Annotated in this window: 14 protein-coding genes; 10 read left to right on the top strand and 4 right to left on the bottom strand. The window is 72.3% G+C overall.

Annotated features, from left to right (window positions below; genetic code table 11):
• Window positions 1-50: 50 nt before the first annotated feature.
• The 6 genes from ABKW28_RS17600 to betT all read left to right on the top strand — a co-directional run bounded on the left by ABKW28_RS17600 (window position 51) and on the right by betT (window position 7,584).
• Window positions 51-659 (top strand): response regulator transcription factor, encoded by a 609-nt coding sequence (locus ABKW28_RS17600; protein ID WP_227491184.1) that lies wholly within the window; start codon window positions 51-53, stop codon window positions 657-659.
• Between the two features lie 22 nt (window positions 660-681).
• Window positions 682-1,710, top strand: a complete 1,029-nt coding sequence (locus ABKW28_RS17605; RefSeq protein ID WP_348612026.1) for an aldo/keto reductase — start codon at window positions 682-684, stop codon at window positions 1,708-1,710.
• 10 nt (window positions 1,711-1,720) lie between these two features.
• A complete protein-coding gene (locus tag ABKW28_RS17610) occupies window positions 1,721-2,077 on the top strand; it encodes a hypothetical protein (protein WP_193667022.1) in 357 nt (118 codons plus the stop codon).
• Window positions 2,078-2,276: 199 nt separating this feature from the next.
• Window positions 2,277-3,782, top strand: coding sequence for an aldehyde dehydrogenase family protein (locus ABKW28_RS17615; protein WP_348612029.1), 1,506 nt, complete (start codon window positions 2,277-2,279; stop codon window positions 3,780-3,782).
• Complete coding sequence (gene betA, locus ABKW28_RS17620; RefSeq protein ID WP_348612032.1) at window positions 3,779-5,527, top strand: choline dehydrogenase; 1,749 nt, start codon at window positions 3,779-3,781, stop codon at window positions 5,525-5,527. The genes ABKW28_RS17615 and betA overlap by 4 nt, the downstream gene beginning before the upstream one ends.
• Entirely contained in the window at window positions 5,524-7,584 is a 2,061-nt protein-coding gene (gene betT, locus ABKW28_RS17625) for a choline BCCT transporter BetT (protein ID WP_193667025.1), read from the top strand. Before betA ends, betT begins: the two co-directional genes overlap by 4 nt.
• A gap of 23 nt (window positions 7,585-7,607) precedes the next feature.
• Here betT and ABKW28_RS17630 read toward each other — a convergent pair whose 3' ends face one another.
• Entirely contained in the window at window positions 7,608-9,452 is a 1,845-nt protein-coding gene (locus tag ABKW28_RS17630) for an NAD(P)/FAD-dependent oxidoreductase (RefSeq protein WP_348612041.1), read from the bottom strand.
• A gap of 151 nt (window positions 9,453-9,603) precedes the next feature.
• Here ABKW28_RS17630 and ABKW28_RS17635 point away from each other — a divergent pair, with 151 nt between their 5' ends.
• Together ABKW28_RS17635 and pcrA are read left to right on the top strand one after the other, a co-directional pair.
• The gene (locus ABKW28_RS17635; protein WP_348612044.1) at window positions 9,604-10,821 is read left to right on the top strand and encodes a GAF domain-containing protein; all 1,218 of its coding nucleotides are present in this window, start codon (window positions 9,604-9,606) and stop codon (window positions 10,819-10,821) included.
• 13 nt (window positions 10,822-10,834) lie between these two features.
• The gene (gene pcrA, locus ABKW28_RS17640) at window positions 10,835-13,288 is read left to right on the top strand and encodes a DNA helicase PcrA (protein WP_348612047.1); all 2,454 of its coding nucleotides are present in this window, start codon (window positions 10,835-10,837) and stop codon (window positions 13,286-13,288) included.
• A 684-nt stretch (window positions 13,289-13,972) separates the two neighbouring features.
• Here the strand turns inward: pcrA and ABKW28_RS17645 are convergent.
• Window positions 13,973-15,088, bottom strand: coding sequence for a M23 family metallopeptidase (locus tag ABKW28_RS17645; protein WP_204797256.1), 1,116 nt, complete (start codon window positions 15,086-15,088; stop codon window positions 13,973-13,975).
• Between the two features lie 341 nt (window positions 15,089-15,429).
• Between ABKW28_RS17645 and sucC the strand changes: the two genes are divergently transcribed.
• Window positions 15,430-16,590 carry an ADP-forming succinate--CoA ligase subunit beta gene (sucC, locus tag ABKW28_RS17650; RefSeq protein ID WP_193667029.1) on the top strand — a complete coding sequence of 387 codons (1,161 nt, stop codon included), beginning with the start codon at window positions 15,430-15,432 and terminating at the stop codon, window positions 16,588-16,590.
• A gap of 22 nt (window positions 16,591-16,612) precedes the next feature.
• Window positions 16,613-17,509 carry a succinate--CoA ligase subunit alpha gene (sucD, locus tag ABKW28_RS17655; RefSeq protein WP_193667030.1) on the top strand — a complete coding sequence of 299 codons (897 nt, stop codon included), beginning with the start codon at window positions 16,613-16,615 and terminating at the stop codon, window positions 17,507-17,509.
• Window positions 17,510-17,614: 105 nt separating this feature from the next.
• Here sucD and ABKW28_RS17660 read toward each other — a convergent pair whose 3' ends face one another.
• Window positions 17,615-19,003 (bottom strand): hypothetical protein, encoded by a 1,389-nt coding sequence (locus ABKW28_RS17660; RefSeq protein ID WP_348612050.1) that lies wholly within the window; start codon window positions 19,001-19,003, stop codon window positions 17,615-17,617.
• Complete coding sequence (locus ABKW28_RS17665; protein ID WP_193667032.1) at window positions 18,996-19,502, bottom strand: SigE family RNA polymerase sigma factor; 507 nt, start codon at window positions 19,500-19,502, stop codon at window positions 18,996-18,998. The genes ABKW28_RS17660 and ABKW28_RS17665 overlap by 8 nt, the downstream gene beginning before the upstream one ends.
• Between the last annotated feature and the right edge of the window lies 1 nt (window position 19,503).

Consider the following 19,503-nt stretch of genomic DNA (forward strand, 5'->3'; position numbering starts at 1 on the left):
CACCCCGCCCCAGCGCCCCGACCAGCGTCGTGGTCGTCGACGACCACGCGATGTTCCGCTCCGGCGTGCGCGCCGAGCTCGCCGCGGTCGGGGCCGGTGTCGTCGAGGTGGTCGCCGAGGCCGCCGACGTCGACGAGGCGGTGCGGGCGGTCGCCGAGCACGCCCCCGACGTGGTGCTGCTCGACGTGCACCTGCCCGGCGGCGGCGGGGTCGAGGTGATGCGCCGCGACCGCACCGGCACGACCCGCTACCTCGCGCTCTCGGTCAGCGACGCCGCCGAGGACGTCATCGGCACCATCCGCGGCGGCGCCCGGGGCTACGTCACCAAGACCATCACCGGCCCCGAGCTCGTCGACGCCGTACGCCGCGTGGCCGACGGCGACGCGGTCTTCTCGCCGCGCCTGGCCGGCTTCGTCCTCGACGCCTTCGCCGGCACGTTCGCGGTCGCCGAGGTCGACGAGGACCTCGACCGGCTCACCGAGCGCGAGCGCGAGGTGATGCGCCTGATCGCGCGCGGGTACTCCTACCGCGAGGTCGCCGGTGAGCTCTTCATCTCCGTCAAGACCGTCGAGACCCACATGTCGAGCGTGCTGCGCAAGCTGCAGCTCTCCTCGCGCCACGAGCTGACCCGGTGGGCCTCCGACCGTCGCCTGCTTTGACGGGTGGGGGAGGATCGGCCCCATGCGATTCACGACTCTCGGACACAGCGGCTGCGCCGTCTCCCGCCTCTGCCTCGGCACGATGACCTTCGGCGCCGAGACCGACGAGGCCGGCTCCCACGAGCAGCTCGACGTCTTCCTCGAGGCCGGCGGCACGCTCGTCGACACCGCCGACGTCTACACCGCCGGCACCTCCGAGGAGATCATCGGCCGCTGGCTGGCCGACCGGCCGGCCGACGTCACCGACCGGGTCGTGCTGGCCACCAAGGCGCGCTTCCCCATGGGCGCCGACCCGCAGGGAGGCGGATCCTCCGCGCGTCACCTGACCCGGGCCCTCGACGCCTCGCTGCGCCGGCTCGGGGTCGAGGCGGTCGACCTCTACCAGGTCCACGCGTGGGACCCGTTCACGCCGCTGGAGGAGACCCTGCGCACCCTCGACGGGTTCGTGCGCTCGGGGCGCATCCGCTACTACGGCCTCTCCAACTTCACCGGGTGGCAGCTGACGAAGGCCGTGCACACCGCGCGGCGCCTGGGCCTGGCCGAGCCGGTCACCCTGCAGCCGCAGTACAACCTCGTGGCCCGCGAGGTCGAGTGGGAGATCGTGCCCGCCGTGCTCGACGCCGGCATGGGGATGCTGCCGTGGGGGCCGCTGGCCGGCGGCTGGCTCACCGGCAAGTACACCCGCGACGAGCGGCCCACCGGCGCGACCCGGCTGGGGGAGGACCCCGGTCGCGGCATGGAGGCGTGGGAGCGCCGCGGCACCGAGCGCACCTGGACCATCGTCGACGCCGTACGCCGCGTGGCCGACCAGGCGGGCGCCTCGCCGTCGCAGGTGGCGCTGGCCTGGCTGCGCGAGCGCCCCGGCGTCAGCTCGACGATCCTCGGCGCGCGCACCACCGAGCAGCTGCGCGCCAACCTGGCCTCGATCGACGTCGTGATCGACGACGACGCCACCGCGCTGCTCGACCGCGCCAGCGACCTGCACGCGGCCGACTACCCCTACGGCGAGCTGGGGCAGGACCAGCGCTCACGCACCCTGGGCGACGCCTAGGATCACCGGCGTGGACACCCTTCGCCTGATCCTGCTGTTCGTGCACGTCCTGGGCTTCGCCGCCCTCATCGGTGGCGCCCTGGCCCAGGCCGGCCCCGGCCCCAAGCGCGTCAACGCCGCCATGCGCGACGGCGCCGGCACCGCCTTCGTCGCGGGCCTGGCGCTCGTCGGCGTGCTCGAGGCCGGCGACGCCGACGTCGACCACGCCAAGATCGCGGTCAAGCTCGTCGTCGGCCTCGCGGTGCTCGGGCTGGTGATGGCCAACGTGCGCAAGGAGCAGGTCTCGCAGGCGCTGTGGGCCGGTGTGCTGGGGCTCAGCGTGCTCAACGTGGCCGTCGCGGTCTTCTGGTCCTCCGCCCACGTGTGAGGGGTCGGCCCCACGGTCTGCCCCACCTGTTGGGGTGAGGTCGGGGCTCGTAGGGTCCGGCAGGTTCAAAGACCTCGGGACCCTTCTGTGGGGCGCCCCCGCTCCCCGGCGTCGGCGGCTCGACGTGCCACGGGTGGGATCGGTTCGACCTGAGGTCACTGCTGAGATCCCCTGAGGCGCCGAACCCCCGAGGAGTGCCGTGCCCGACCTGTTCATCGACGGAACCTGGTGCGACGCCGCTGACGGCGCCACCCGCGACATCCACTGCCCCGCCGACGGCCGCCACGTGGCGACCGTCTCCGAGGGCGGGGAGAAGGACGCGGTCGCGGCGGTCGTCGCCGCCCGCAGCGCCTTCGACAACGGCCCCTGGCCCCGTACTCCCGCGCCCGAGCGGGCCGCGCTGCTGCACCGCCTGGCCGACCGGCTCGAGACCGACAAGGACGAGGTCGCGCGTTTGGAGTCGCTCGACACCGGCAAGCGCTTCGTCGAGTCGCAGATCGACGTCGACGACATCGTCTCGGTATTCCGCCACTTCGCCTCCCTGGCCCAGGCCGAGGCCGGACGCGTCGTCGACACCGGCATGCCCGACGTGGTCAGCCGGGTCGTGCACGAGCCGATCGGCGTCTGCTCGCTCATCACGCCGTGGAACTACCCGCTGCTGCAGACGTCGTGGAAGGTCGCGCCCTGCCTGGCCGCGGGCAACACGTTCGTGCTCAAGCCCAGCGAGCTGACCCCCTCGACCGCGATCTGGCTGGTGCGGGCGCTGAGCGACGTCGGCCTGCCCGACGGCGTGGCCAACCTGGTGCTCGGCGCCGGCGACCGGGTCGGGCCGACCCTGACCGAGGCCCCCGAGGTCGACCTGGTCTCCTTCACCGGCGGCGTCGTCACCGGGCGCCGGATCATGGCCTCGGCCGCGCCGACGGTCAAGAAGGTCGCGCTCGAGCTCGGCGGCAAGAACCCCAACATCGTCTTCGCCGACGCCGACCTCGACGCGGCCATCGACAACGCCCTCACCGCGATCTTCCTCGACTCCGGGCAGGTCTGCTCGGCCGGCGCCCGGCTGGTGGTCGAGGACACCGTCCACGACCGGGTCGTCGACGAGCTGGTGCGCCGCGCCGGGCTGATCCGCCTCGGTGGGCCCTTCGACGACGACGCCGAGACCGGCCCGCTGATCAGCGCCGCCCACCGTGAGAAGGTCGAGGCCTATGTGGCGGCCGGCCTCGCCGAGGGCGCCACGCTGCGCGTCGGCGGCGCCCGGCCCGAGGGGGCGGCGTACGAGGAGGGGTTCTACTACCTGCCCACCATCCTCGACGACTGCTCCGCCGACATGTCGTGCGTGCAGGAGGAGAGCTTCGGGCCGGTGCTGACCGTGGAGCGCTTCACCGGTGCCGACGCCGACGCCCGCGAGGAGGCGGCCGTCTCGATCGCCAACGACACCGTCTACGGCCTGGCCGGCGCGGTGTGGACCAGCGACGCCGGTCGCGCCGAACGGGTCGCCGGCCGGCTGCGCCACGGCACCATCTGGATCAACGACTACCACCCCTACGTCGCCCAGGCCGAGTGGGGCGGCTACAAGCAGAGCGGCACCGGGCGCGAGCTCGGCATCGCCGGGCTCGAGGAGTACCGCGAGACCAAGCACATCTGGCACAACACCCGGCCGGCCCGCGCCGGCTGGTTCCCGGACCACGGAGAGGACCAGGCGTGAGCAGCAAGAGGTACGACTACGTCATCGTCGGCGGTGGCTCGGCGGGCTCCGCCCTGGCCAACCGCCTCTCCGCCGACCCCGCCACCAGCGTGCTGGTGCTCGAGGCCGGCCGCAACGACACCAAGCTCGACCCGTTCATCCACATGCCGGCCGCGCTGCCCTACCCGATCGGCAACCGGCTCTACGACTGGAAGTACGAGTCGGAGCCCGAGCCGCACATGGGCGGGCGGAAGATCTACCACGCCCGCGGCAAGGTGCTCGGCGGGTCGTCGTCGATCAACGGGATGATCTTCCAGCGCGGCAACCCCTCCGACTACGAGCGCTGGGCCGCCGAGGCCGGGATGCAGGAGTGGGACTACGCCCACTGCCTGCCCTACTTCAAGCGGATGGAGACCTGCACCGCCGGCGCCGACGCCTGGCGCGGCGGCTCCGGCCCGCTGGTGCTCGAGCGCGGCCCGGCCAGCTCACCCCTCTTCGGCGCGTTCTTCGAGGCCGTGCAGCAGGCCGGGCACCCGCTGACCGACGACGTCAACGGCTACCGGCAGGAGGGCTTCGCCAAGTTCGACCGCAACGTGCACCGCGGGCGGCGCCTGAGCGCCAGCCAGGCCTACCTGCACCCGGTGATGAACCGCAAGAACCTCGACGTGCAGACCCTGGCCATGGTCACCGGGCTGCGCACCCAGGGCAACCGGGTCACCGGCGTCGACTACGTGCGCGGCGGCCGGCTCAAGCGCAGCGTCGAGGCCGGCGAGGTGATCCTGTGCGGTGGCGCGATCAACTCCCCGCAGCTGCTGCAGCTGAGCGGCATCGGCCCCGCCGACCACCTGCGCTCGCTGGGCATCGACGTGCTCGCCGACCTGCCCGGGGTGGGCGAGAACATGCAGGACCACCTCGAGGTCTACATCCAGCACGCCGCCAAGCAGCCCGTCTCGATCGCGCCGTGGCTCAAGCACCGCCACAAGCCGCGCATCGGCGCCGAGTGGCTCTTCGGCCGCAAGGGTGTCGGCGCCTCCAACCACTTCGAGGCCGGCGGCTTCATCCGCAGCAACGACGAGGTGGCCTACCCCAACCTGATGTTCCACTTCCTGCCGATCGCGATCCGGTACGACGGCTCGCAGCCGGCCGCCGAGCACGGCTACCAGGTGCACATCGGGCCGATGTACTCCGACGTGCGGGGCAGCCTGCGCATCCGCAGCCGCGACCCGATGGAGCACCCGGCGCTGAAGTTCAACTACCTCTCCACCGAGCGCGACCGCCAGGAGTGGATCGAGATGGTGCGCGCGGCGCGGCACATCCTCGAGCAGCCGGCCTTCGCGGCGTTCTCCGCGGGCGAGATCTCGCCCGGACCCTCGGTCAGCACCGACCAGGAGATCCTCGACTGGGTCGCCGAGGACGCCGAGACCGCGCTGCACCCCTCGTGCACCGCCAAGATGGGCACCGACGACATGTCGGTCGTCGACCCGGCCACGATGCGGGTGCACGGCGTCGAGGGCCTGCGCGTCGTCGACGCCTCGGTGATGCCCTTCGTGACCAACGGCAACATCTACGCCCCGGTGATGATGCTCGCCGAGAAGGCCGCCGACCTGATCGCCGGCAACGAGCCGCTGGCCCCGCTCGAGGTGCCCTACTACAAGCACGGGGCGGGCATGCCGCTCTACCCCGAGGGCGACCCGCGCAACGACGCGGCGCCCGGCACCGTCAAGGGCAGCAGCCAGCCCGCCGGGACCATGGGGGGCCAGCGATGAGCACCGACACCGCCGGCCCCGCCGGACAGCTCGACCCCGTCCCGCCGGGCGAGCCCGCGGCCCGCATCAACCTGCCGGTCTTCGTGCCCTCGGCCGTCGTCGCGCTCGCGGTGACCGTGTGGTGCGTCGCGACGCCCGACCACGCGCTGAGCACCCTCGAGAGCGTCGTGGCCTGGGTCTCGACGTGGTTCGGCTGGTTCTACATCGCCTTGACCACCGCGGTGCTGGTCTTCGTCATCTACCTCGGGCTGTCGCGCTACGGCTCGGTGCGGCTGGGCCCCGAGCACTCCAAGCCGGAGTTCTCCACCGGGGCGTGGGCCGCGATGCTCTTCGCCGCCGGCATCGGCACCGACCTGATGTTCTTCGCCGTCTACGAGCCGGTCACCCAGTACCTCACCCCGCCCTCCATCGAGGGCAGCACCGTGACCGCGGCCCGCGAGGCGACCGTGTGGACGCTGTTCCACTACGGCATCTCCGGGTGGGGCATGTACGCGCTGATGGGCATGGCCCTGGCCTACTTCGCCTACCGGATGCACCTGCCGCTGGCGGTGCGCTCGGCGCTGTTCCCGCTGATCGGCAAGAAGGTCGACGGGCCGATCGGGCACGCCGTCGACACCGCCGCGGTGATCGGCACCATCTTCGGTGTCGCGACCTCCCTGGGCATCGGCGTGGTCAGCCTCAACGTCGGCCTCGACGTGGTCTTCGGCGTGCCGCAGGGCCTGGCCACCCAGAGCGCCCTGATCGTGCTGGCGGTCGCGATCGCCACCGTCTCGGCCGTCAGCGGCATCGAGAAGGGCATCAAGCGGATCTCCCAGCTCAACGTCATGCTGGCGATCCTGCTCGCGGTCTACGTGCTGGTCACCGGCCGCACGGCGTACCTGCTCAACGCGCTGGTGCTCAACGTGGGCGACTACGTCCGGCTCTTCCCCGACATGACGATGCAGACCTTCGCCTACGAGGACACCGGCGACTGGATGAGCTTCTGGACGCTCTTCTTCTGGGCCTGGTGGATCGCCTGGGCCGCCTTCGTCGGGCTCTTCCTGGCCCGGATCTCGCGCGGTCGCACCATCAAGGAGTTCGTGGCCGGCACCATGATCATCCCGTTCAGCTACATCCTGATGTGGGTGGCGATCTTCGGCAACGCCGCGATCGGCGAGATCCGCAGCGGCAACACCGACTTCGCCGAGGCGGCGGCCGAGGCCGTCGACCCCTCGGAGGGCCTGTGGTCGCTGCTGCAGGAGTACCCCGCCTTCCCGGTGGTCGCCTCGCTGGCGATCCTGGTCGGGCTGCTCTTCTACGTGACCTCGGCCGACTCGGGCGCCCTGGTGATGGGCAACCTGACCTCGCGGCTGCGCACCGTCAACGACGACGCCACCTCGGGCCTGCGGGTCTTCTGGGCCGTCGTGACCGGCGCGCTCACGCTGGCCATCCTGGCCGCTGGCAACATCTACGCCCTGCAGTACGCCACCGTCATCGTCGGGCTGCCCTTCGCGTTCGTGATGATCGTGGTGATGTGGGGGCTCTACCGGGCCCTGGCCGTCGAGGGCCACATGGTCGACAGCCGGCGCTCGGCCCTGCCGGGCGCGCTGTCGAGCCGCACCACCGCCCCCGACCCGCGTCGCCACGTGCCCTGGCAGGCCCGGATGCGCAGGGTGATGACCTTCCCGAGCGGCGAGCGCGTCGAGGAGTTCGTCTCCTCGGTGGTGGTGCCGGCCCTCGAGGAGGTCGCCGGGGAGCTGCGCGAGCAGGGCGTGGGCGCCGAGGTGGTCTCGGTCGTCGACGAGCACGGCGAGGGCGCGATCGAGCTGGTCGCCGACGTGGGCGCCGAGCTGGCGTTCCACTACAAGGTGCAGCGGCGCACGGTGCCGATCCCGGCGTACGGCGGCTGGGCGCCGCGCGGCAACGAGGTCTACTGCCGGCTCGAGGTGCACCTGCGCGACGGTGGCCAGGACTACGACGTGATGGGCTACACCCAGACCCAGCTCATCGACGACGTGCTCGACCAGTACGAGCGGCACCTGGAGTTCCTGCGCCGTGCCGACGGCGCCGGTCTGTAGCCGCCGCGACGGTGCCGGGCCGATCAGCAGAGGTGGTGCACCTCCTGCAGGTGGTAGGTCGGGGTGTCGAGCCCGGCATGCCGGGCCTTGAGCTGCAGGGCCAGGTAGAGCGAGTAGTGCCGTGACTGGTGCAGGTTGCCGCCGTGGAACCACAGGTGCGGCTGCTGCGTGGGCTTCCACATGTTGCGCTGCTCGCCCTCCCACGGGCCGGGGTCCTTCGTGGTGTCGGAGCCCAGCCCCCACACCTTGCCGACCCGGTCGGCGACCTCCTGGCTGATCAGATCGGCGGCCCAGCCGTTCATCGAGCCGTAGCCGGTGGCGTAGACCACCAGGTCGGCCGGCAGCTCGGTGCCGTCCTCGAGCACCACGGTGTCCTCGGTGAGGTGGTCGACCTGGCCGTGCGCCAGCTTCACCTCGCCGTCGGCGACCAGCTCGGCCGAGCCCACGTCGATGTAGTAGCCCGAGCCGCGGCGCAGGTACTTCATGAACAGGCCCGAGCCGTCGTCGCCCCAGTCGTGCCGGAAGCCGGCCTTCTCGAGCCGCTCGTAGAAGTCGGCGTCGACCTCGGCCATCTTCTCGTAGGCCGGGATCTGGAACTCGTGCATGATCCGGTAGGGCAGCGAGGCGAAGACCAGGTCGGCCTTCTCCGTGGTCATCCCGGCCTCCAGGGCCCGCTCGGAGTAGAGGTCGCCCAGCCCGTGCTCCATCAGGCTGGCGCTCTTGACGATGTGGGTCGAGGAGCGTTGCACCATGGTGACGTCGGCACCGTGCTCCCACAGCGCGCCGCAGATGTCGAAGGCCGAGTTGTTGGAGCCGATCACCACGCACCGCTTGCCGGCGTACGCGTCGGGGCCGGGGTGCGCCGAGGAGTGGTGCTGCTCGCCGCGGAAGACGTCCTGGCCCGGGACCACGGGGACGTTGGGCTTGCCGGACATGCCGGTGGCCATCACCAGGTGCGTGGGCCGCAGCGTGACCGGGCTGCCGTCGCGCTCGATCTCGACCCTCCACCCGCCGGCCTGCTCGTCGTACGACGCGGAGGTGGCCGTGGTGGAGGACCAGTACGGCACCTCCATCACCCGGGTGTACATCTCCAGCCAGTCGCCGATCTTGTCCTTGGGGGCGAAGACCGGCCAGTTGTCGGGGAACTCCAGGTAGGGCAGGTGGTCGTACCAGACCGGGTCGTGCAGGCACAGCGACTTGTAGCGGTGGCGCCACTGGTCGCCGGGGCGCTCGTGCTTGTCGATCACCAGGGCCGGCACACCCAGCTGGCGCAGCCGCGCGCCCAGCGCGATGCCGCCCTGGCCGCCGCCGACGACGAGCACGTAGGGCTGCAGCGTCGTGCCCATCGCCTCGTCCTCGGCTCGGCGAGCCTCGAGCCAGGTGGTGCGGTCGGGGTCCGCTCCGTGCTCGGCTCCCATGGCGCGACGGGTGCCCCGCGGCTCCTCGTGGCCCTTGAGCTCGTGCAGGGCGGTCAGGAACGTCCAGGCACGGTCCTGGCCGTCCTCCTCACGCAGCCGGGCGAGACCGCGGCCCCGGCCCACGGCGGTCTCGAAGGTGAACCAGGCGGTCACCACGCCGTCTGCCTCCTCGGCGGGCTCGGCCAGCTCGAAGCGGCTCGGGTCGACGCCGGCCACCGTCGACTCCAGCAGGTCCTCGACGCCGGCAGGGTCCTCGACGGTGGTGATGTTCCAGGTGAACGCGACCAGGTCGCGCCAGAAGCTGGTGGCCGCGAACATGCCCGCGGCGCGGTGGGTGTCGCGCTGGGTCAGGGCGTCCTCGAACGCGGCGAACCAGGCTCGCGCGCGCCGGTCGGCCGGGGCGGGGCCCGGGCCGGGCGTGCCGGTGGGGTGCTCCAGGGTCTGCGTCATCGTCGTCCTTCCGTGCCGCCGCCGCTGTGGCGGACTGTGACCTCCACCACACTCCTCCCGGGTCCGGTGACGCCACCGTTGCAGCGTGTTGCACGGCCGCGACCGACTGCGCGCTGTGGTGCGCGTCACGTCCGCGACCTAGGCTGACGCCATGTCGGGCTTCGAGGCGATCGCCCCGGGGACGGACCTCGGGGTGCGGGCCCGCGAGCTGCTGCGCATCCACGACGCCGTGATCGGCGGGGGTCGCCCTCCGCAGCGGCCACGGCCACTGGTGGCCCGGTCCTGGCGGCGGGTCCTCGATGCCGGCCTCGACCCGGCCGGCCGGAACGCTCGCAGCCCGCTGCCGTTCGCCGAGGTCGAGCGGCGGCGCCGCAGCAGCCGGTTGGCCCTGGTCGTCGACGAGCTGCGTGCCGTGCTCGGGAGCATCGCCGACGCCTCGCACTTCCTGATCGTCGTCACCGACGCCGACGGCGTGATCCTGTGGCGCGAGGGTGCGGCCGGAGTGCGGCGGCGCGCCGACTCGCTGGGCTTCAGCGAAGGGGCGCTGTGGACCGAGGCCGCCGTCGGCACCAACGCGATCGGCACGGCGCTGGCCGAGGACGCACCGGTGCAGCTCTTCTCCGCAGAGCACTTCGAGCCCCAGCAGCACCCCTGGTACTGCACGGCCGCGCCCGTCCACGACCCGCGCACCGGCGCGCTGCTCGGCGTCGTCGACGTCAGCGGCCCGGCTCTGACCCTGCACCCCGCCATCGGCGCGCTCGTGGAGACCGCGGTGAAGCTGGGGGAGAGCCGCCTGTGGCGGCGTCACCACGACGACCTCGAGCGCCTGCGTCGCAGCAGCGCTCCGCTCCTGCAGGGCGAGCCCGGGCCGTTCCTGGTGGTCGACGAAGACGGCTGGGTGGCCCACCACGCCGGCATGGGCGGGCGCGACCGCATCGAGGCACCCCGCGCCGACCGCCCGGTGGCGGTGCCCGGGCTGGGCATCTGCCTGCCCGAGCGGCTCGGTGACGGCTGGCTGGTGCGCCCCGGCGGCGACGTACGCCGTCTGGAGGCGCGCCTGGTCCGTGGACGGCGCCCACTGCTCGAGGTCGGTGGCGCGGGAGCCGGGTGGCGCACCGTCCTCACGCCGCGCCACGCCGACCTGCTGGTCGCGCTGGCGCGCGCCGGCGCCCAGGGGACCACTGCACCGGCGCTGAGCGGAGTCCTCTACGGCGACGCCGAGCACCAGGTCACGGTGCGCGCCGAGGTCTCGCGGCTGCGACGCGTGGTGGGTGCCCTGGTGCTCACCGGCCCCTACCGGCTGGCCCCCGGGGTGCGGCTGCTCGTCGAGCCGGGTGAGGACTGCGAGGCCGGGGGTGCTCGCTCGTAGGGTGGGACCCAGCATGAGTACGTCGTCTGGTTCCGACCCCGCCCTCGACCTCTTCGGGTTCGCCGCGCCCGCACCCGAGGTCCGCACCCCCCGCCGCGGCCCGTCGCGCGAGCAGCTGCTGGAGGGGCTCAACGAGCCCCAGCGCGCCGCCGTGGTGCACGAGGGCGCCCCGCTGCTGGTCGTCGCCGGCGCCGGCTCGGGCAAGACCCGGGTGCTGACCCGGCGCATCGCCTGGCTGATCTCCGAGCGCGGCGCGCACCCCGGCTCGGTGCTGGCCATCACCTTCACCAACAAGGCCGCGGCCGAGATGAAGGAGCGCGTCGAGGACCTCGTGGGCCGCCGTGCCCGCATCATGTGGGTCTCGACCTTCCACTCCGCCTGCGTGCGCATCCTGCGCAAGGAGGCCGACAAGCTGGGCTGGAAGTCGAACTTCTCGATCTACGACGCCGCCGACCAGAAGCGGCTGATGTCGCTGGTGTGCAACGACCTCGACCTCGACCCCAAGCGCTACCAGCCGGGCGCGCTCCTGCACTGGGTCTCTGACCAGAAGAACGAGCTGCGCGACCCCGAGCAGGTCGCCGCCGAGACCCGCAACAAGCTCGAGGAGACCTACGCGTCGGTCTACGCGCTCTACCAGCGCCGCCTGCGCGAGGCCAACGCGCTCGACTTCGACGACCTGATCATGTCGACGGTGCGGCTCTTCCAGACCTTCCCCGACGTGCGCGAGACCTACCGGCGCCGCTTCCGCCACGTGCTGGTCGACGAGTACCAGGACACCAACCACGCGCAGTACGCGCTGATCCACCAGCTGTGCGCCGAGCAGCTCGAGGAGCCGCTGGCCGGTGGCGGTGCTCCGGAGCGGGTCGAGCCCGCCGAGCTGATGGTCGTCGGCGACGCCGACCAGTCGATCTACGCCTTCCGCGGTGCCAACATCCGCAACATCCTCGACTTCGAGCAGGACTTCCCCGACGCGAGCTCGGTGCTGCTCGAGCAGAACTACCGCTCCACCCAGACCATCCTCACCGCCGCCAACGCCGTGATCGGCAACAACCGCGGGCGCAAGCCCAAGCGGCTGTGGTCCGATGCCGGCGAGGGCGAACGGATCGTGGGCTACGTCGCCGACGACGAGCACGACGAGGCGCGCTTCATCTCCGAGCGCATCGACAAGCTCACCGACGCCGGTGTGCGCGCGGGCGACGTGGCGGTCTTCTACCGCACCAACGCCCAGTCGCGGGTGCTGGAGGAGGTGTTCATGCGCACCGGCCAGCCCTACAAGGTCGTGGGCGGGGTGCGCTTCTACGAGCGCCGCGAGGTGCGTGACGCCCTGGCCTACCTGCGGATGCTGGCCAACCCGGCCGACCAGGTCTCGCTGCGCCGCATCCTCAACACCCCCAAGCGCGGCATCGGCGACCGTGCCGTGGCCTGCGTCAACGCCCTGGCCGAGGGGGAGGGCCTGACGTTCTGGGAGGCGCTGCGTCGCGCCGAGCACGCGCCGGGGCTGGCGACCCGTTCGCTGACCCAGATCCGCGGCTTCGTCGACATGGTCGAGGAGCTGCAGTCGATGGTCGACGCGGGGGAGCGCCCCGACGTGGTGCTGGAGTCGGTGCTGGCGCGCTCGGGCTACCTGACCGCGCTGGAGGACTCCGACGACCCGCAGGACGCCACCCGGCTCGAGAACCTCGCCGAGCTCGTCGCCGTGGCCCGTGAGTTCGCCGAGGACCCCCAGCCGGGCCCGTCGGTCGACCCGGCCGACATCGAGGAGGGGGTCGTGGCAGTCGGTCTCGGCGACTTCCTCGAGCGCGTCGCGCTGGTCGCCGACGCCGACCAGATCCCCGACGACGACCCCGACAGCACCGGCGTGGTCACCCTGATGACCCTGCACACCGCCAAGGGCCTGGAGTTCCCCGTCGTCTTCCTCACCGGCCTCGAGGACGGTGTCTTCCCGCACTCGCGCGCCCTGGGCGACCAGAGCGAGCTCGAGGAGGAGCGCCGCCTCGCGTACGTCGGCATCACCCGCGCCCGCGAGCGGCTGCACCTGTCCCGGGCGCTGGTCCGCTCGGCCTGGGGCGCGCCCTCGCACAACCCGCCCTCGCGCTTCATCGACGAGCTGCCGGTCGACCTCATCGACTGGGAGCGCACCGAGGCCGCCCAGACCCGCTGGTCGCGACCCGACGTGAGCGGCTCGTGGGGCGGGGGACAGCGCGGCAGCACCGGCGCGCCCACCGCCGCCGGCCGTCGCAACTTCTCCTCCGCCGCGGCCCGGGCCGACGCCGCCTCCAAGGCCAAGAAGCCCGCCAAGGAGATCCCCAACCTCGAGCCCGGCGACCGGGTGCTGCACGACTCCTTCGGGATGGGCAGCGTCGTGTCGGTCGAGGGAGCCGGCGACAAGTCGGTCGCCTCCATCGACTTCGGCTCCGAGGGCGTCAAGCGTCTCCTGCTCCGCTACGCCCCCGTCGAGAAGCTCTGACCCCTCGTTGGTCGAGCAGTGACGAGCGCCAGCGAGGAGCGTCGCCGAGACCCCGTGAGTGACCCGCTCGCCGAGTCGGCTGGTTCGAACCGGCCGGCTCGCGGTGTCGTACGCCGTTGGCGCGGAGTGGTCATTCTAGACACGTGAGGGGGCCCGGAGGATGTCCTCCGTGACCACTCGCCGTACGCCATGGACTCACTGGGTCTCGGCGTCGCTCGAGCCTTCGGCCCTCGCTGCTCGACCAACGGCTGTGTGCGCCGAGTCGGCTGGTTCGAACCGGCCGGCTCGCGGTGTCGTACGCCGTTGGCGCGGAGTGGTCATTCTCGACACGTGAGGGGGCCCGGAGGATGTCCTCCGTGACCACTCGCCGTACGCCATGGACTCACTGGGTCTCGGCGTCGCTCGAGCCTTCGGCCCTCGCTGCTCGACCAACGGCTGTGTGCGCCGAGTCGGCTGGTTCGAACCGGCCGACTCGCGGTGTCGTACGCCGTTGGGCGCGGAGTGGTCGTTCCCGACAGGTGAGGGGGCCCGTGGGATGTCGTCCGTGACCATTCGCCGTACGCCAGGGACTCACTGGGTCTCGGCGTCGCTCGAGCCTTCGGCCCTCGCTGCTCGACCAACGGCGTGGCCCTCGCTGCTCGACCTACGGCGTGGCTCTCGCTGCTCGACCTGCGGGAGCGTGGGTCAGGGGGTGATGCCGCGGGCGACGAGCGCCGCGTAGGGGTCCACCGGGTCACCGCCACCAGGGCGGACCTCGAGGTGCAGGTGGGGCCCGGTGACGTTGCCGGTCGAGCCCACGGTGCCGATCGTCTCGCCGGCAGTCACGGTCTCACCGGCCGAGACGGAGATGGAGGTCTGGTGGGCGTACCAGAGCTCGGTGCCGTCCTCGAGGGTCAGCACGGTCTTGTTGCCGTACGCGCCGTCGTAGCCGGCGGAGGTCACCGTGGCGTTGGCGATGGCGACCAGGGGGGTGCCGGCGGGGGCGGCAAGGTCAAGGCCGGTGTGGTACGTCGCCCAGAGGCCGGTCTCCCCGAACCGTGCGGTCAGGCGGTAGCCCGCGACCGGCAGCTGCCACAGGTTCTTCTCGAGCACCTTGGCGTGCTTCTCGGCGGCGGCGGCGAGGTTGGAGAGCTCGGCGTTGCGCTGCTCGGCCTGCTGCTCGACCTTGGCGGCCAGCTTGCCGCCGGCGGCGTCCTCGAGGGCGTCGCGCGAGGAGTCGCGGGTCACGACCGAGTCGCGGCCCAGGATGACGCTCTCCTGGCCCAGCGAGCCGCTCAGCGCGCCCGCCTGGGCGACCTTGGCCGGGGCCGCGGCGGCCAGCTCGGTGTCGCCGCCGCCGGTGGTGCTCAGCACCCCGCCGACGGAGACGGCCAGCGCGGCCACACCGAGCAGCACGGGAGCCGAGGGCAGGCGGCGCAGCGTGGAGGGGCGGGCGGTGCGCACGGCGCGGCGCTTGCCGGCCGGCGCGGGGGAGGGGATGTCGGAGGCACGCAGCGCCGCGAGCGGCAGCGACATCGTCTGCTCGGTCTCGAAGGACGTGGTGTGGTCGACCGGCTCGAGGTCGGCGAGGACCCGCTCGATCGTGCCGGTGTCGATGGTGCTCGTGTCGGTCGTGGCCGTGTCGACGACCGGCGAGGCGGCGCGGCGGCGGCCGACGTACGGCGTCGCGGGGGTCGTCTCGACCGGCGCGACCGGCTCGGTGAGGACGGCGCGGCGGCGTCCGACGTAGGGCTCGGCGCTCAGCAGGGTCCCGGCCTGGCCGCGACCGGAGTCGTGGCTCTCTGCTCGGTGGTGACCCATGCGTGCAAGCTCCGCATCTGTCGGAATGAGGGGATCTGCGACCCGAAAGGGTGATCGGGCGCAACGGTCGTGAACTGTAACGGATCGGTGACGGCGGGCGAAACCGGATCCGGCGTCCTGGGGACAACCAGGCGGGCGCTGCAGGGTCACGGCCCCGGCCCGGCGCGGCAAAGCGGTCTGGACCGGTGTGGTGCATGACGTCCGTCACGTCGACGGGGCCGGACCTCGTGCCGGGCGGGGCAAGAGGTCTAGTGTGCCGCGGAGACGACCAGGGTGCAGGTGTCCGACTGCACCGGTGAGTGCAATCGATGACTAGCCATGACTAGAGAACTGGTGGATCAGTGGACCTGATGGAGTTCCAGGCGAAGAAGCTCTTCGCCAAGCACGACGTCCCGGTGACCGAGGGCATCGTCGCCCAGACCCCCGAGGAGGCGAGGGCGGCAGCCGAGAAGCTCGGTGTCGTCGTCGTCAAGGCGCAGGTCAAGGCCGGCGGTCGAGGCAAGGCGGGCGGCGTCAAGCTCGCCAAGACGCCCGACGAGGCCTTCGAGCACGCGTCGAACATCCTGGGGATGACGATCAAGGACCTGACGGTCCACCGGGTGCTGATCGCGCCGGCCGCGAGCATCGAGGAGGAGTACTACTTCTCCTTCCTGCTCGACCGCGCGAACCGCAGCTACCTGTGCATCGCCTCCGTCGAGGGCGGTGTGGAGATCGAGGAGGTCGCCAAGACCAACCCCGACGCCGTCAAGCAGATCGCCATCGACCCGGGCACCGGCGTCGACGAGGCGAAGGCGCGCGAGATCGTCGCCGAGGCCGGCTTCCCCGAGGCGCTGACCGACCAGGCCGTGCAGACCGTGCTCGGGCTGTGGAAGACCTTCGTCGAGGAGGACGCCACCCTCGTCGAGGTCAACCCGCTGGCCCGCCTGGCCGGTGACAAGCTCGAGGCCCTCGACGGCAAGGTCTCCCTCGACGAGAACGCCGAGTTCCGTCACGAGGACCACGCCGAGTTCGAGGACAAGGAGGCCGCCGACCCGCTCGAGGCCAAGGCCAAGGCCATGGGCCTCAACTACGTCAAGCTCGACGGCGAGGTCGGCATCATCGGCAACGGCGCGGGCCTGGTCATGTCGACCCTCGACGTGGTCGCCTACGCCGGCGAGAAGCACGGCGGCGTCAAGCCCGCCAACTTCCTCGACATCGGCGGCGGCGCGTCCGCGACCGTGATGGCCAACGGCCTCGACGTGATCCTCAACGACCCGCAGGTCAAGAGCGTCTTCGTCAACGTCTTCGGTGGCATCACCTCCTGCGACGCCGTCGCCGACGGCATCGTGGGCGCGCTCGACATCCTGGGCGACGAGGCCACCAAGCCCCTCGTCGTGCGCCTCGACGGCAACAACGTCGAGGAGGGCCGCCGCATCCTCGGGGAGAAGAACCACCCGCTGGTGACGCTGGTCGAGACGATGGACGGCGCGGCCGACAAGGCCGCCGAGCTGGCGAACGCCTGAGAAGGACGAGGAACCTAGAACTATGTCGATCTACCTCAACAAGGACTCGAAGGTCATCGTCCAGGGCATCACCGGCGGTGAGGGCACCAAGCACACCCGCCTGATGATGAAGTCCGGCACGCAGGTCGTGGGCGGCGTCAACGCCCGCAAGGCCGGCACCACGGTGACCCACCAGGACGCCGACGGCAACGACGTCGAGCTGCCCGTCTTCGCCAGCGTCGCCGAGGCGATGGCCGAGACCGGCGCCGACGTCTCCGTGGCGTTCGTGCCCCCCGCCTTCACCAAGGACGCCTGCATCGAGGCCATCGACGCCGGCATCGGCCTGCTCGTGGTCATCACCGAGGGCGTCCCCGTGCAGGACTCCGCCGAGGTCTTCGCCTACCTCGACGGCAAGAAGACCCGGATGATCGGGCCGAACTGCCCCGGCATCATCACGCCGGGCGAGGCGCTGGCCGGCATCACCCCGGCCACCATCGCCGGCAAGGGCCCCGTGGGCCTGGTCTCCAAGTCGGGCACGCTGACCTACCAGATGATGTTCGAGCTGCGTGACTTCGGCTTCTCGACCGCCATCGGCATCGGCGGCGACCCGGTCATCGGCACCACCCACATCGACGCCCTCGAGGCGTTCGAGGCGGACCCCGAGACCAAGGCGATCGTGATGATCGGCGAGATCGGTGGCGACGCCGAGGAGCGGGCCGCGGCCTACATCAAGGAGCACGTCACCAAGCCGGTCGTCGGCTACGTGGCGGGCTTCACCGCCCCCGAGGGCAAGACCATGGGCCACGCCGGTGCCATCGTCTCCTCCGGTGCGGGCACCGCGCAGGGCAAGAAGGACGCCCTCGAGGCGGCCGGCGTGAAGGTCGGCAAGACGCCGTCCGAGACCGCCGACCTGATGCGCGAGATCCTCAAGGGCCTCTGAGCCCCAGCACCACCCAGCACGACCCAGCACGACCGACAGGGGAGGATCTCCGGCACCTGGTGCCGGAGATCCTCCCCTGTCGCCGTCTGCGGGCGGTGGCGGCGCTCAGCCGAAGGCCGCCCGCACGGCCTCGAGCACCGGGGTCGTCTCGTCGGTGAGGTCGTCGGCGCCGGCCTCGACGGTGGCGCTCGACCACTCCGCGCCCCAGCTGGTGGCCAGCACCGCGTTGCCCACGCGCGTGAGCTGGAAGAGGGTGCCGCCGAGGCCCCCGTCGCTCATGGTCATCGCGAAGGTCACCGAGTCGGCCGGCGCGTCCGCGGGAGCCAGCTCCGACCAGGTCACCGGGTCGCCGCGGGTGCCGCCGACCGAGGAGCAGGCGCCGACGGCGTCGCGCACCCCCGCGAGCACCTGCTCGGCGGCGGCCACCGAGGCGTACGTCGCCAGCTCGCGCACCCGCAGCGTCTCCGGGCCCGCCAGGGCGTAGGCGAGCCGGTCGACCGGGTCGGCGGGCCACGTGTCGCGCAGCGTCGAGCACATCGCCGACAGGTCGACCCCGTCGCCGTCGGGTGCGGGCCCGATGGCCTCGCCGTCGCCGTCGACCACGAGGCCGGCGTCGAGCGCGAAGCCCGTGGGGATCTCGGCGCCGACGGAGGCCGGCTCGACGGGCCGCGGCTTCGCCGGCGGCTCGGCGCAGGGGTCGGCGGCGAAGACGCACATCGACGACACGGCGTACGCCGAGTCCTCGCGCACCTGCTCGACGGTCAGGTCGACGACCTCCGGGTCGCCGGCGCCGCCGAAGTTGGCCGTGTCGTAGAGCACGGCGTTGCCGACGCGCACCAGCTGGTGCACGTGGGCGTCACCGGTCTGCTCGCCGTCGGAGTACCAGCTGTTGACGAAGACGTAGGACTGCTCGCCCAGGTCGGAGGCCTGCTCGACGGCCCAGATCGAGATGCCCCGCGGGGTCGGCTGCTCGCAGGCGGCCAGCTGGTCGCGCACCTCGTCGATCGCGGCCGTCGCGTCGGCGTCGTCGGCGTAGACCGCGACCGCGCGCTGCTCGGAGGCCTCGATCCCGTCGGTCCAGATGGCGTCCTCCGTGTCGAGCGCGCCCGCCGCGGTGAAGCCGTCGCCCCCGCAGGGCCCGGGCACCTGCTGCTCGTAGTCGGGGGAGCGCTCGGCGCCCTCGGGCATCTCGTCGACCAGCGGGAACGCCGGGGGCACGCTGGTGCGCCACTCCACCCCCTCGGTGGAGGCCGACCGGGTGGCCGGGCCGGGTCCGGCGGGGTCGAGCGGCCTGGTCGAGTCGGCGCCGCCGGCCACCAGGGCCAGCGGGGTGGCCACGAGCACGCCGACCGCGGCCACGCTGCCGAGCGCCACGAGGGCGGTGCGCCGGCGGCGCAGCCGGTCGCCGCGGCGGCGTACCTCGGAGGCGGGCAACGGATCCACGGGCATCCCCTGGTGGGTGAAGGTGGCGAAGAGGTCGTCGTGCTCAGGCATGGCTGGCTCCCTCCTGGAGTCCGTCGTCGTCGGTGAGGAGGGCCGCCAGCGCGGCGCGCCCGCGGGAGAGCCGGGCCTTCACGGTGCCCTCAGGCACCCCCAGCTCGCGCGCCACCTCGTGGACGGGCAGGTCGGCGATGTGGTGCAGCACCAGCGTGTGCCGCTGGGCCTCGGGCAGCCGCTCGAGGGCCCGCACCAGCGCCACGTGCGCCTCGCTGGGCGGGGCGGTCGTGGTGCGGGCGCCGACCGCGCGGTCCGTGGCCCGCTTCGCCAGCCGCGTACGCCGCCACCGGCTCACCGCGAGCCGGTGCGCGGTGGTGCGCACCCAGGCCTCGGGATGCTCGGTGCGCTCGAGCTTGCGCCGGTGCGACCAGGCGCGCACGAACGCCTCCTGCACGCACTCCTCGGCCTCGTCCCGGTTGCCGATCATGGCGTAGAGCTGGGCCACGACGCGCGGGTACGAGGCGGCGTAGAAGTCGTCGAACTCGCGTTCGTCCATC

This window comes from Nocardioides sp. 31GB23, from assembly GCF_040012395.1.
In the GTDB taxonomy this organism is placed as follows: domain Bacteria; phylum Actinomycetota; class Actinomycetes; order Propionibacteriales; family Nocardioidaceae; genus Nocardioides; species Nocardioides salarius.

What these genes read in the sequence shown, in the direction of transcription:
- ABKW28_RS17635 (WP_348612044.1), top strand. Translation starts at nt 9,604, where the DNA reads ATGTCGGGCTTCGAGGCGATCGCCCCGGGGACGGACCTCGGGGTGCGG.
- ABKW28_RS17605 (WP_348612026.1), top strand. Translation starts at nt 682, where the DNA reads ATGCGATTCACGACTCTCGGACACAGCGGCTGCGCCGTCTCCCGCCTC.
- ABKW28_RS17645 (WP_204797256.1), bottom strand. Translation starts at nt 15,088, where the DNA reads ATGGGTCACCACCGAGCAGAGAGCCACGACTCCGGTCGCGGCCAGGCC.
- ABKW28_RS17630 (WP_348612041.1), bottom strand. Translation starts at nt 9,452, where the DNA reads ATGACGCAGACCCTGGAGCACCCCACCGGCACGCCCGGCCCGGGCCCC.
- ABKW28_RS17665 (WP_193667032.1), bottom strand. Translation starts at nt 19,502, where the DNA reads ATGGACGAACGCGAGTTCGACGACTTCTACGCCGCCTCGTACCCGCGC.
- ABKW28_RS17600 (WP_227491184.1), top strand. Translation starts at nt 51, where the DNA reads ATGTTCCGCTCCGGCGTGCGCGCCGAGCTCGCCGCGGTCGGGGCCGGT.
- ABKW28_RS17660 (WP_348612050.1), bottom strand. Translation starts at nt 19,003, where the DNA reads ATGCCTGAGCACGACGACCTCTTCGCCACCTTCACCCACCAGGGGATG.
- betT (WP_193667025.1), top strand. Translation starts at nt 5,524, where the DNA reads ATGAGCACCGACACCGCCGGCCCCGCCGGACAGCTCGACCCCGTCCCG.
- pcrA (WP_348612047.1), top strand. Translation starts at nt 10,835, where the DNA reads ATGAGTACGTCGTCTGGTTCCGACCCCGCCCTCGACCTCTTCGGGTTC.
- sucD (WP_193667030.1), top strand. Translation starts at nt 16,613, where the DNA reads ATGTCGATCTACCTCAACAAGGACTCGAAGGTCATCGTCCAGGGCATC.